This is a genomic window from Saccharothrix sp. BKS2 (genome assembly GCF_047689505.1).
Classification (GTDB): Bacteria; Actinomycetota; Actinomycetes; order Mycobacteriales; family Pseudonocardiaceae; genus Actinosynnema; species Actinosynnema lopnurensis.
The window spans coordinates 45,459-57,958 of sequence record NZ_JAUQOL010000013.1; the positions used below are offsets into that span (position 1 = coordinate 45,459).

Below are 12,500 nucleotides of genomic sequence, written 5' to 3' on the forward strand. Positions count from 1 at the left end.
CGACACCGGTGGCGGCACCGGTCCGGACCGCGCCCTGGTACGCCGCCGGGTTCGGGCTGCTGGTGGTCTCGGTCGCGGTGGCCATCACCATCGGGCCCGCCTCGATCGGGGTCGGCGAGGTGTGGCGCACGGTCTGGGCGCACCTGCGCGGCGCCGAGCCGGTGCTGACGCCCATCCGCGACGGCATCATCTGGCACCTGCGGCTGCCGCGCACGCTGCTGGCGGCGGTCTGCGGGGCGGGGCTCGCGGTGTGCGGCGTGGTGCTCCAGTCGTTGCTGCGCAACCCGCTGGCCGACCCGTTCGTGCTCGGGGTGTCCTCCGGCGCGTCCACCGGCGCGGTCCTCGTGGTGGTGCTCGGCGTGGGCGGCGGGGCGCTGTCGCTGTCCGCGGGCGCGTTCGTCGGCGCGGTGGTGTCCTTCGCGCTGGTGCTGGCGCTGAGCCACCTGCTGGGCGGCCAGCTGGACCGGGTGGTGCTGTGCGGGGTGGCGGCGATGCAGCTCTTCTCCGCGCTGACCTCGTTCGTGGTCCTCACCGCCGCCGACGCGGAGACCACCAAGGGCGTGCTGTTCTGGCTGCTCGGCTCGCTGTCGAGCGCGTCGTGGGTGGAGGTCGCCTCCTGCGGGGCGGTGCTCGCGGCGACGCTGGCGGTGTGCCTGGGGCACAGCCGCACCCTCGACGCCTTCGCCTTCGGTGAGGACGCCGCCGCCGCGCTGGGCGTGCGGGTGGCCCGCACCAGGGTGGTGCTGCTGTGCGCGACCGCGCTGCTCACCGCCGTGCTGGTCAGCTCGACCGGCGCGATCGGCTTCGTCGGTCTGGTGCTGCCCCACGCCGCCCGCGCGCTGGTCGGGTCCGGGCACGTGCGGCTGCTGCCCGCCTCCGCGCTGGCGGGCGCGGTGTTCCTGGTCTGGGTCGACACCCTGGCCCGGACCGTGCTCGACCCGCAGGAGGTGCCGGTGGGGGTGCTCACCTCGCTGATCGGCGTGCCCGCGTTCGTGCTCGTCCTCTACCGCACCAGGAGGTCCCGGTGACGCTGGCCGCCGACCGCGTCAGCCGCACCGCGGGCGGCCACCTCGTGCTCGACGGCGTGGCGGTCGAGTGCGCGCCCGGCACCACGCTGGGATTGCTGGGGCCCAACGGCGCGGGCAAGTCCACGCTGCTGCGCGTGCTGGCGGGCGTCCTCGCGCCCGCCACGGGCGTAGTCACCCTCGACGGCACGCCGCTGCGGGAGCTGTCGCGCCGCGCCGTCGCCCGCCGCGTCGCCGTGGTGGAGCAGCAGGCCGACACGCAGGTGGAGCTGACCGTGCTCGACGTGGTCCGCCTGGGCCGCATCCCGCACCGCCGCGCGTGGTCGGCGGGGACCGCGGAGGACGCCGAGGCGGTGCGGGAGGCGCTGGCGGCCACCGGGCTCACCGCGCGGGCCGGCCAGTCGTGGCACACCCTGTCGGGCGGGGAGCGCCAGCGGGTGCACCTGGCCCGCGCGCTCGCCCAGCGCCCCCGCGAACTGCTGCTCGACGAGCCGACCAACCACCTCGACATCGCCCACCAGCTCGACCTGCTCGGACTGGTCGCGGCCCTGCCGGTGACCGGCGTCGTCGCCCTGCACGACCTGAACCTGGCGGCGATGTTCTGCGACCGCGTGGTGGTGCTGCGGGCCGGTCGGGTGGTCGCCGCCGGGTCGCCGGGCGAGGTGCTGACCGAGGAGCTGATCGCCGACGTGTACGGGGTGCGGGCCGAGGTCACGGCCGACGCGGACGGGCGGCCGCACGTGAGGTTCCTCGGGGTGCTGCGGGGAGCCCGGGAGCGGTCGGCGGGGGCCGAAGTCGGGTGACCCCGACCACCGGTCCCGCCCACCCCGGGCCGGTTACAGTTCGTGCCGACCGCCCGGTCTCACGACCACCACGCCCACGGTCCGGTGGAAGGGAGTCGCGTGGCGCACGACGTGGCAGGCGCGGGGCGGCGGCCGACGTCGGTGTTCCGCAGCGCGGCCTTCCTCCGCCTCTGGGCCGGCAGCACCGCCTCCGGCACCGCCACGTGGGCGCTGCCGTTCATCCTCGGCCTCGCGGTGCTCGAACGCTCCATCAGCGCGGTGGAGCTGGGCGTCGTGCTGGCCGCGCGCACCGCGGGCTTCCTCGCCGCCGTGCCGGTCGCCGGGGTCCTGGCCGACCGGTACCCGCGCCGCCGGGTCGTGCTGTGGGCTGGGCTGGTGGCGGGCTGCGCGTCCCCGGTGATCGCCCTGGGCGCGGGGCGCTCGGTGGTGCTGACGGCCGTCGCCGCCGCGGTGGTGGGGGCGGGGCAGGGCGCGTGCCGGCCGGCGTTCCAGGCGCTGACCGCCGAGGTCGTCACCGCCGAGCACCAGCGGCAGCAGGCGAACGCCGCGATGACGCTCTCGGTGCGGGTCACCACGCTGGTGGCCCCCGGTCTCACCGCGCTGCTCGCCGTGGTCGTCGACACCCCGGCCCTGCTGATCGCCACCGGAGTGCTGTGGCTGGTCGCGGCCCTGCTGCCGCCCGCCGGCGGCGCGGCGCCCGTCGCACCGGTCGGGAGGACCCGCTTCACCGCCGACTTCCTGGACGGGGTCCGGGAGGCGCGCCGGCACCCGTGGTTCCTCGCCGGCCTCGGGGCGCTCACCGCGGTGATCGCCACCGGCTACTCCGCCACGGGCGTGGTGCTGCCCCTGGTGAGCCGGGACCGGTACGGCACCGAGGCCGTGCTCGCCGCCGCCCTGACCGCCTACACGGTCGGCGCGCTCGTCGGCGCGGTCCTGGTGTCCCGGTGGCGGCCCCGCGCGCAGGGGTGGGCCGCGCTCGCGGGCCTGGGCTGCTACGGCTTCGCGCCGCTGGCCCTGCTGCTGCCCGTGCCCGCGGTGGTCGTGGTGGCCGCCTACGCGGTGGCGGGGTTGGGCATCGAGCTGTTCAACGTGCCGTGGTTCACCGCCGCGCAGCGGGAGGTGGAACCGCGGCTGCTGGCCAGGGTTTCCTCGCTGGACTTCCTGCTGTCCTACGGCCTCGCCCCGGTCGGCCTGGCGCTGATCGCGCCGGCGATCGGCCACTTCGGGGCGGGACCGGTGCTGGTCGGCTGCGCGGTGGCGTGCTTCGTCGCGCCCGCCGCCGCGGCGCTCGTGCCGTCCTCGCGCGGGTTCCGGGTGGAGCGGTGAGCCGCGGGTCCAGCGGGGAGCGGTGAGCCGCGGGTCCAGCGGGGCGCGGTGAGCTGCGGGTCCAGCGGGGCGCGGTGAGCCGCGGGTCCAGCGGAACCCGGTCGAACAGGCAGGAGTGCCAGACGGGCGGCCTCGACCGCCCGGTGCTCCCCGGGGCCCGGTCAGCCCACGGGCAGGTCCCGGTGCCCGCGCGTCATCGCGAGCCCCACGAACACCACCACGACCACGTCGGTGATCAGCAGGGTCGCCAGGAACAGCGCCGCCCGGTCGGTGTTCAGCGTCAGCGCGCCCAGCCCGGCGACCGCCGCCGCCGCGGCGGCGTACGCGAACGGCGCGGCCGCGCGGTGCACGTGCCGCCAGGTCTCGTCGTCGGCGCGGGACTGGCCGGTGCGCAGGCCGAAGAAGGCGTTGCGGGGCAGCTTCTCGTTGGCCCCGAGGTAGGCCATCAGGAACAGGCACAGCGCGGCCGCGCCCTGACAGGCGAACAGCACGCCGACCGCCAACGCGGGCACCGGCTCCGGCTGCTGCTGCGCGGCGGTGCCGAGGACCTGGACGAGGCTCATGCCCACGACCCCTCTCCCTCGGTGTTCCTCCCGACACCCATGGTAACCGAGCGCTCGGCCGGGAGGTGGGGGTTCCGACAACCGCCCCCGTCCCCCGGATGCCTTCGGGGATCAGGGGCCCCGGGTGCGGGGAACCGCAGCCCCGGCGCACAGCAACCGATTGACCTCTAGCTGATCTCCCCGACCACCCGGCAGGCTTCGGGTACCGCAGTGTCCTGGGGGAACACTCGAACGTGTCGCTGCGTCCTTCTTCCCCTGCGGTGCGCCAGTTCTCCGGTCGAGAGGAAAACCAAGGCAATGCCGTTACCGAGTTCTCCGTCCCGCCCCCGCCGTTCACCGGTGCGGCTGCTCGCCGTCGCGCTGCTGGCCGGCGGCGCCCTGCTGGCACCCACCGCGCCCCTGTCCACCGCGTCCCCCGCAGGGGCGACACCGGACAAACCGGTCGAGGTGGCCGCCCCGACCCCGGATTCGCCGGTGAGCAACCGGCTCGTGCCCGCGGTGCGCGGCGAAGCGGCTCGCGCCGCCGCCGGCCCGGTCGTCAGCGAGGGGGTCCGCAAGCGCGGTGAGTCCCGCCCCACCGCCGGCAGCACCACCGCCGCCCGCTCGGCGGACACCACGACCATCACGCCGTGGAGCGGTTCCCTGCACGTCGTCTGGGGCGCGTTCCCGACCGTCTCGTCCATCGGGGCGCAGGCCACCCACACGGTCAACCCGGGCATCAGCATCCCGTCGGGCAACCCCGACGTGGTCTACGCCCCGACGCTGGTCCCGAGCGGCAAGACCTGCATCGAGGTGACCACGTTCTACTGGCAGGGCGGCAACGGCGTCGGCGCGTGGGACTGGTGCGCGGCCTCGCCCGGGTTCGCCGCGGTGGCCTGGATCGACTCCAGCTTCCTGAGCACCTACACCACCTCGTTCCAGGGGCTGCCCGCCTACGAGGTGCTGGACGTGCAGACCAACGCGGTGACCAACTCCTGGACCGCCTACCTGTACAACTACACCACCTCGACCTGGGACGCGCTGTTCACCAGCGCCGACACGGCCAAGCTCAGCGAGACGCACGGCGGCTGGAGCATGTTCGAGGTCTACACCGAGTACAACTCCGCCACCGGCGAGGGCTACTACTGCACCGAGACCTACGGCACGCAGTACCACGCCGCCAACCTCAAGATCAAGGTCGGCAGCACCTGGAGCTCGCTGACCACGAGCAACTCGACGGTGACGCCGCCCGGCAGCCTGAACAGCACCGACTTCGGGTGCTACGGCCTGTCGTTCACCCTGCAAACGGCGAACAGCCACTGGCAGGTCACGCACTGAGGCCCGACCCGCGTCCGGTGCGGCGCCCGCGACAGCGGGCGCCGCACCACCCTCACCGCGTCCCGAGCAGGCGGCCGTCCCCGGCGCCGTAGAACAGCAGCCGACCCGGCGCGGCCCGCACGCTCAGGGACGCGCCGGCCGCCGGTTCGCCCTGCTCGGGCACGGTGAGGCTGACCAGCACGCCGTCCGCGCACTCCAGGGTCACCAGCGAGGTCACGCCCAGGTTCTCCACCGTCGACACGCGCCCGGTCAGGCCGTCCTCGGCGACCTCCAGGTACTCCGGCCGCACGCCGACCACGACGGGCGTGCCGGCCGGCAGACCGGGCGGGCCCGGCAGCCGCACCCCCGCGCACTCGACACCGCCGTCCCGGGCCGTCCCGTCGAGCAGGTTCATCGGGGTCGAGCCGATGAAGTTGGCCACGAACGTGTCGGCGGGCCGCTGGAAGACCTCGCGCGGCGTGCCGAGCTGCCGCACCCGCCCCGCCTCCATGACCGCGATCCGGTCGGCCAGCGCCAGCGCCTCGGCCTGGTCGTGGGTGACGAACACGGTGGTCAGCGCCAGCTCGCGCTGCCAGCGCTTGAGGAAGGTCCGCGCCTCCAGCCGCAGCCGGGCGTCGAGGTTCGACAGCGGCTCGTCGAGCAGCAGCACGTCGGCCTCCACCGCGATCGCCCTGGCCAGCGCGGTGCGCTGCTGCTGGCCGCCGGACAGCTGGCCCGGCCGGCGGTCGAGCAGCCCGGACAGGCTCAGGCCGGCCGCGACCCGCTCGGCCTCCGCGCGCTGCCGCGCCTTGGGCGCGCGGCGCACCCGCAGCGGGTAGGCGATGTTCTCGGCCACGGTCATGTGCGGGAACAGGGCGTAGTCCTGGAACACCATCGCCACCCCGCGCGCCCCCGGCGGCACCCCGGTCAGCTCGCGCGAGCCGATCGCGACCGCGCCCGCGGCGGCCGGCTCCAGGCCCGCGATGGCGCGCAGCAGCGTGGTCTTGCCGCAGCCGGACGGGCCGAGCAGCGCGAACAGCTCGCCGTCGGCCACGCGCAGGTCGAGCCCGTCCACGGCGCGCACCCCGTTCGGGTACTCCACGGCCAGCCCGGTGATGTCGATGCCCGCCATCAGCTCTTGATCCCCCCGTGGAACCGGAACCCGTAGCGCTTGTTCACCAGCAGGTACAGCACGACCACCGGGATCGAGTACAGCAGCGAGAACACCGGGATCACGGTCAGGTTGGCCGTGCCGCCCTCGTCCTGGAGGGTGCGCAGCAGCACCGCCGCCGGCTGCCGCCCCACGTCGCGCAGCAGCAGGAACGGCAGCAGGAAGTTGCCCCAGGCGTTCACGAACGACCACACCACCACCGCGGCGACGCCCGGTCGGGCGATGGGCAGCACCACGTGCCCCAGCACCTGCGCCGGCGAGGCGCCGAACACCCGCGCGGACTCCTCGTAGGAGCGCGGCACCGAGTCCATGAAGTCCTTGAGGATGAAGATCGCGGCGGGCAGCATCCCGCCCGCGATCACCAGCGCGGTGCCGAACCGCGAGTCGATCAGGCCCAGCTGGAGCACCAGCACGAACACCGGCACCATCGCCGCGGTGCCGGTGACCACGCTGGAGAGCAGCAGCAACAGGTAGAGCAGCACGTCGCGGCCGGGGAGGCGGACCCGGGACAGCGAGTACGCGGCCAGCGCCGCCAGGGCCGCGGTCACCGCGGTCGCCACCACGCACAGCACCAGCGAGTTGAGCAGCGAGGTCAGCGCGTACGGGTGGGCCAGGGTGGCGCGCACGTTCGACAGCGTCCAGTCCGGCCACCGCACGCCCAGCCCCGGTCGCGCGTCGAACGGGGCGGAGGCCAGCCACAGCACCGGCACCGCGAAGAACGCCAGCACCACCGCGATCAGCAGGTGGAAGCCCAGCCGGCGCACCACCTGCGCCGGGCTCACGCCCGCCTCCGCAGCAGCCGCAGGTACCCGAGCGCGACCAGCAGGTTGCCCACCAGCAGCAGCAGGGACAGGGCCGAGGCGTACCCGAGCTGACCGCCCTCCAGGGCCTGGCGGTAGATCAGCACGGGCAGCACCTCCGACTCGTGGTTCGGGCCGCCCGCGGTGAGCAGGAACGGCGTGAAGTCGTTCGCCGTCCACAGGCTGATGAGCAGCGTGTTGGTCAGCATGTGCCCCCTGATGTGCGGGAACACCACGTCGCGCACCACCCGGGGGCCGCTCGCGCCCAGCAGGCGCGCGGTCTCCAGGTGCGAGGGCGGCACGACGGCCAGCGCGGAGCTGTAGAGCAGCATGGAGAACGCCGTCCCGCGCCAGGTGTTGAACACGATCAGGCTCGCCATCGGGTACTCCACCAGCCACGCGGTGGCGGGCCGGTCCAGCAGCAGGCCCAGCGTGCCGCCGTCGCGGCTGAGCACGGCGAACCACAGGAGGGCGACCACCGGGCCGGGCAGGATCCAGGCCAGCAGCACGAACGCCTCGACCACGCGGCGGAGGCGCGGCCGGACCCCGCGCAGCAGCCAGGCCAGCCCGAAGCCGAGCACGTTCTGCCCGATCACGGCCGAGCCGAGCACGAACAGCGCGGTCAGCCCCAGCGAGTTGGCGAACAGCGGGTCGGCCAGCGCCCTGGTGAAGTTCTCCGCGCCCACCACGCTCGGCCGGGCCGCGGCGGGCCCGGTCAGCTGGTAGTCGGTGATCCCGATGTAGAGCGTCCACAGCGCCGGGAACACCAGGAACACCGCGATCAGCAGCAGGGCGGGCGCGACGAAGGCGATCGCCCGCGCCGCGCCCAGACCGGCGACGTCGCGGTCAACCACCCGCAACGGACGCCTCGCCGACCGCCCGGACCAGCGCGTCCCGGTAGTTCCCCGCGGCCTCACCCGGGCTCCGGCCGGCCACCACGTCGGCGGTCGCCTGCTGGAGCGCGGCCGACACCCTCGGGTAGTCGGCCAGGCCGGGGCGGTAGCGGGTGATCGGCAGCACCCGCTCGGCGACGAAGGAGAGCACCGGGTCGCCCGCCAGCACCTCGTCGTTCACGTCGGTGCGCTGGGTGAGCTGCGCGCCGCCGCCCAGGGAGGTCTTGACCGCCTCGAAGGAGTTGAGGAACCGCAGGAGCTCCCACGCCTGGCGCGGGAACTCCGTGTTCGGGTTGACCACCCGCACACCGCCGCCGGACATGCTCACGAAGTCCTGCCCGCCCACGCCGGCCCCGGGTTGCCGGGCGGGCACCAGGGCCCAGCCCACGGCGGTGTCGCGGTCGGCCATCTTGGCCGCACCGTTGCGGGGCTCCACCACCGAGCGCCAGAAGTAGTCGCTCTCCAGCAGGATGCCGATCCGGTTCTCCGCGAACAGCGCGAACGACCGGTCGCGGCCGTTGGCCTCCTGCTGGAGCACCGGGTCGCCGAGCCCGCCGCCGTAGACGCGCCGGTACAGGTCGAGGGTCGCCTCCACGCCGTCGGTGGCGCCCTGCCACCTGCCGTTCTCGTACACCTGCTCGCCCGCGCCGGCCAGCACCGGCAGCACGCCCTGCATGGAGGTGGCCTCCCCCATGGCGGTGCCCGCGTTGAGCTGGATCGGCACCACCCCGGGCAGGGCCCGCAGCCTCTCCCCCGCCGCCAGGAGGTCGTCCCAGCTGCGCGGCTGCCAGTCGTCGGGCAGGCCCACCCGCGCGAAGAGCTTCTTGTTGAAGAACAGCACCCGGCCGTCGGTGCCCATCGGCACGCCGTAGCGCCTGCCGTCGAACTCCCCGAGGGCCCGCACGGCGGCGGGGATCTGCTCCCAGCCGTCCCACGCGTCCACCTCGGGGCGGCCGATCACCTCGTCGAGCGGTCGGACCTGGCCGGCCTGGGCGAACTCGCCCAGCCAGATCCCGTCGAGCTCGACGATGTCGCCACCGCCGCCGGTCTTGAAGTCCAGCGCCACCTTGGTCTTGAAGTCCTCGTCGCCCGCGCCGTTCTGCTCGAAGCGGACGGTCACGTCGACGCCCTTGGCCCGCTGCTGCTCGGTGAACCGGGGTATCACCCAGTCGTTGATCCAGGCCGCGCCGCGGGCGTTCTTCCCGCCCACCGCAGCGTTGGCCACGATCGTCAGCGCGACCTCCTTGGCGTCGGCGTTGCGCCCCGGGTCGGTCCCCTCGCTCCGGCCGAGGCACCCGGCCAGCAACCCGCCCACCGCCACCAGGACGAACACCGTTGTCCGCCGCATGTGCGCCCTCCCGGTCCCGGGCCACGTCGGTCCGGGTTCCAACATGGCACCCGACCGGCCCCGGCGGCAGCGCCCTAACGGGCGACCGGGGGCCCGGGTCGGGTGGTGGTTCGTCGCCTTCGGAAGATCGCGCGAACGACCTTGCCCCACCCCGGGACAGGGGTACCGGGCGCGCCTGCGCGGTGCGGGACCTCGTGGGCGGTTCACCCGATCGGCCCGGCGGTCGCGGCCCAGCGGTCGCGGTCAGGTGAACCGGGTCAGGCGGTCGCGGTCAGGCGGTCGGGGGTGCGGTGCTCCCGCGCACGACCAGCCGGGTCGGGACGAGCGTGGTGCCCGGCTCGGTCCGCTTGTGCTGGACCTGGTGCAGGACGCTCTCCACGCAGCGCCGCCCCACCTCGGTGAAGTCCTGGTGCACGGTGGTCAGGGGCGGGATGAAGGAGGTGGCGTCGGGGATGTCGTCGAAGCCGACCACGCTGACGTCGCGCGGCACGACCCGACCCCGCTCGTGGAAGGCGCGCAGCAGCCCCAGCGCCATCTGGTCGTTGGCGGCGAACACGGCCGTGCAGCCGGGCTCGCCGGCCAGCTCCAGGCCCGCCCGGTAGCCGGAGTCGGCCGACCAGTCGCCGCGCGCCATGGGCGGCACGGGCACGCCCGCCCCCTCCAGCGCGGCCCGCCACGCCGAGGCCCGGCCCTCGGCGGCGTAGGAGTCCTCGGGGCCGGCGACGTGCCAGACGGTGCGGTGACCCAGGTCGAGCAGGTGGCCCACGGCCCGCCGCGCGCCGTCGGCCTGGTCGGTGTCCACGACGGTGTAGCGGTCGCCGCCGTTGGAGTCGACCACCACGACCGGCACGCCGATGGGCAGGCTGACCGTCGCGGCGTCGAGGAGGTGGACCTCCATGATGACGATGACCGCGTCCACCGCCAGTTCGCCCAGCCGGGTGAACGCGCCGAGCACGCCGTCCTGGGTCGGCACCGCCACCGGGATGAGGGTGATGGCGTAGCCCTCGTGAGCGGCGTGGTCGACGATCGCCTCCAGGGTGCGGCTGTTGCCGACCGTGGAGAGGGTGAACAGGATGACGCCGATGGTGCGGAACTCGCCGTACTTCAGCGCCCGCGCCGCGCTGTTGGGGCGGTAGCCCAGCTGCCGCATGGCCTCCAGCACCTGCTCACGCGTGGTGCCCACGACGCTGGGGTGGCCGTTGGACACCCGGGACACCGTCTGGGCCGACACCCCGGCCAGGCGGGCGACGTCGGCCATCGACACGCGGCGCGCGGGCGGCCGCCCCGGGGTGCCCGGACCGGACCTGGTCGGACTCACGCTGCTGGGCTCCTTCCGCGCCGGGCCCGACGACGCCGCGGTGCCGGATCACTATAAACCGATGTTGTTTGCGCAAACATCCCGATCCGCGCCGCGGGTCACGCCTCGGTGTGACCCAGCAGCGGTCCCGGCACGAACCGCGCGACGGGCTCGGTCAGCACGTCGAGTTCGAGCACGACCAGCTCGTTGTCGCCGGACCGCAGCACCGGGCCGGGGACGTAGAGGGTGCGCTGCGGGCCCCGCGACCAGTAGCGGCCGAGCGGGAAGCCGTTGACCCACGCCACGCCCTTGCCCCAGCCGCGCGTGTCCAGGTGCAGGTCGACCGGGTGGTCCAGGGTGAAGCGGGCGCGGGCGAGGGCGGGTCCGGCCAGCGCGACGCCGACCGGGGTGGGGTGGTCGGGCCGCACGTCGGGCGGTGCGGCGAGGTCGATCGGCACGACGTCCCAGCCGGTGAGCGGGCGGCCGTCGAGGGTCGCGCCGCCGATGAGGCCCTTGGGCTCACCGAGGCGGGGGCCGTAGTTGACCCGGCCCTGGTCCTCCACCAGGACGGCCAGCTCACCGGCCGCGCGACGCAGGCCCAGGGCCCGCTGGTGGTGCTCGCGCAGCAGCGTGCCGACCGGTTGGCCGTCCAGGAAGACCGCGGCGCGGTCGCGGACCTCGCCGAAGCTCAGGACCGCCGGGCCGGGCGCGTCGACCCGCGTGGTCAGCAGCGCGAGGCGGGGCGCGCCGACCGGTTCGCCGGGGCCGGGCTGGTCGGAGCCGGGCTCACCGAGGCCGGACTCACCAGGGCCGAACTGATCGGGTGCCAGCTCGTCGAGGGTCGGCAACCGGTCGTGGCGCCGCCGCCGACCCCACCGCTCCGGGGCGTCGAGGAGGTGCACCGGGTCGCACAACGGCACCTCGAACCCGGGCGCGGGTACCGCGGCGGGCGGCGGCTCGTCCGGCACGTCGTGGTAGCGGGCGATCACCTCGCGCAGCGCGTGGTACTTGGCGGTGGGGTTGCCGGCCTCGTCCAGGGGCGCGTCGTAGTCGTAGGAGGTGGTCGTGGGCTGGTAGACGCCCTTGTCGTTGGCCCCGCTGGTGAGCCCGAAGTTGGTGCCGCCGTGGAACATGTAGACGTTGACCGAGGCGCCCGCCGCGAGCAGGGCGTCCAGCTCGGCCGCGCTCTCGGCGGGCGAGGTGGTGTGGTGGTGGCCGCCCCAGTGGTCGAACCAGCCGTCCCAGAACTCGGCGCACATCAGCGGCCCGGTCGGCTGGTGGCGGCGCAGCACGGCCAGCCGGTCGGCGGCGCGCGAGCCGAACGACGCCGTCCGGTGCAGCCCGTCCAGGCCGCCCGCCGCCAGCATCTCGTCGCTGGCCTGGTCGACGGTGGTCAGCGGGACGGTGATCCCGGCGGCGCGGGCGTGCTCGGCCAGGGTCGCCAGGTAGGTCCGGTCCGAGCCGAACGCGCCGTACTCGTTCTCGACCTGCACCAGGATCACCGGTCCGCCGTGGCGCACCTGGAGCGGGACGACCACCTCGTAGACGCGGTCGAGGTAGTCGGTGACGGCGGCCAGGTAGCGGGGCTCCGCCCGGCGCACGCCCGTGGCCGGGTCGCGGAACAGCCACGCCGGCAGCCCGCCGTTGTCCCACTCCGCGCAGATGTAGGGGCCGGGCCGCACGACGGCGTGCATCCCCGCGTCGGCCACCAGCCGCAGGAACCGACCCAGGTCCAACCCACCGGTCAGGTCGAAGACACCCGGCGCCGGGGCGTGCGCGTTCCAGGCGACGTAGGTCTCCACGGTGTTCAGCCCCATGCGCCGGGCCTTGTCGATGCGGTCGGCCCACTGGTCGGGGTGCACGCGGAAGTAGTGCAGCGCGCCGGACAGGACCCGGAACGGGCGGCCGTCGAGCAGGAAGTCGTGCTCGCCGATGCTGAACTCTGGCACGGGGACGGGAATTCCTTCCTGGGGTTCCT

General features: G+C 74.6%; 11 protein-coding genes. 4 read left to right on the forward strand and 7 right to left on the reverse strand.

What is annotated here, in order from left to right; genetic code table 11:
* Window positions 1-8 precede the first annotated feature (8 nt).
* From Q5530_RS26550 to Q5530_RS26560, 3 genes are all read left to right on the forward strand, one after another.
* On the forward strand, window positions 9-1,028 hold the full coding sequence (locus Q5530_RS26550; protein ID WP_415365493.1) for a FecCD family ABC transporter permease: 1,020 nt from the start codon (window positions 9-11) through the stop codon (window positions 1,026-1,028).
* On the forward strand, window positions 1,025-1,828 hold the full coding sequence (locus Q5530_RS26555; protein ID WP_415365494.1) for an ABC transporter ATP-binding protein: 804 nt from the start codon (window positions 1,025-1,027) through the stop codon (window positions 1,826-1,828). The genes Q5530_RS26550 and Q5530_RS26555 overlap by 4 nt, the downstream gene beginning before the upstream one ends.
* Window positions 1,829-1,969: 141 nt before the next feature.
* Window positions 1,970-3,154: an MFS transporter gene (locus Q5530_RS26560; RefSeq protein WP_415365725.1), complete on the forward strand. Its 1,185-nt coding sequence runs from the start codon at window positions 1,970-1,972 to the stop codon at window positions 3,152-3,154.
* A 161-nt stretch (window positions 3,155-3,315) separates the two neighbouring features.
* On the opposite strand, the gene Q5530_RS26565 is transcribed toward Q5530_RS26560, so the two are convergent.
* Complete coding sequence (locus tag Q5530_RS26565) at window positions 3,316-3,717, reverse strand: SdpI family protein (protein WP_415365495.1); 402 nt, start codon at window positions 3,715-3,717, stop codon at window positions 3,316-3,318.
* A gap of 339 nt (window positions 3,718-4,056) precedes the next feature.
* Here Q5530_RS26565 and Q5530_RS26570 point away from each other — a divergent pair, with 339 nt between their 5' ends.
* Entirely contained in the window at window positions 4,057-5,034 is a 978-nt protein-coding gene (locus tag Q5530_RS26570; RefSeq protein WP_415365496.1) for a carbohydrate-binding protein, read from the forward strand.
* Between the two features lie 52 nt (window positions 5,035-5,086).
* Here Q5530_RS26570 and Q5530_RS26575 read toward each other — a convergent pair whose 3' ends face one another.
* The 6 genes from Q5530_RS26575 to Q5530_RS26600 all read right to left on the reverse strand — a co-directional run bounded on the left by Q5530_RS26575 (window position 5,087) and on the right by Q5530_RS26600 (window position 12,471).
* Window positions 5,087-6,145: an ABC transporter ATP-binding protein gene (locus Q5530_RS26575; protein WP_415365497.1), complete on the reverse strand. Its 1,059-nt coding sequence runs from the start codon at window positions 6,143-6,145 to the stop codon at window positions 5,087-5,089.
* Window positions 6,145-6,966: a carbohydrate ABC transporter permease gene (locus tag Q5530_RS26580; RefSeq protein ID WP_415365498.1), complete on the reverse strand. Its 822-nt coding sequence runs from the start codon at window positions 6,964-6,966 to the stop codon at window positions 6,145-6,147. The genes Q5530_RS26575 and Q5530_RS26580 overlap by 1 nt, the downstream gene beginning before the upstream one ends.
* Window positions 6,963-7,838 carry a carbohydrate ABC transporter permease gene (locus Q5530_RS26585; RefSeq protein WP_415365499.1) on the reverse strand — a complete coding sequence of 292 codons (876 nt, stop codon included), beginning with the start codon at window positions 7,836-7,838 and terminating at the stop codon, window positions 6,963-6,965. The genes Q5530_RS26580 and Q5530_RS26585 overlap by 4 nt, the downstream gene beginning before the upstream one ends.
* Entirely contained in the window at window positions 7,831-9,225 is a 1,395-nt protein-coding gene (locus Q5530_RS26590; protein WP_415365501.1) for an extracellular solute-binding protein, read from the reverse strand. The genes Q5530_RS26585 and Q5530_RS26590 overlap by 8 nt, the downstream gene beginning before the upstream one ends.
* Window positions 9,226-9,496: 271 nt before the next feature.
* A complete protein-coding gene (locus Q5530_RS26595) occupies window positions 9,497-10,543 on the reverse strand; it encodes a LacI family DNA-binding transcriptional regulator (RefSeq protein WP_380631728.1) in 1,047 nt (348 codons plus the stop codon).
* A gap of 98 nt (window positions 10,544-10,641) precedes the next feature.
* Complete coding sequence (locus Q5530_RS26600) at window positions 10,642-12,471, reverse strand: glycoside hydrolase family 35 protein (RefSeq protein WP_415365502.1); 1,830 nt, start codon at window positions 12,469-12,471, stop codon at window positions 10,642-10,644.
* Window positions 12,472-12,500: the final 29 nt, after the last annotated feature.

Coding starts and splice junctions, on each gene's coding strand:
- Q5530_RS26590 (WP_415365501.1), bottom strand. CDS start 9,225: ATGCGGCGGACAACGGTGTTCGTCCTGGTGGCGGTGGGCGGGTTGCTG.
- Q5530_RS26565 (WP_415365495.1), bottom strand. CDS start 3,717: ATGAGCCTCGTCCAGGTCCTCGGCACCGCCGCGCAGCAGCAGCCGGAG.
- Q5530_RS26575 (WP_415365497.1), bottom strand. CDS start 6,145: ATGGCGGGCATCGACATCACCGGGCTGGCCGTGGAGTACCCGAACGGG.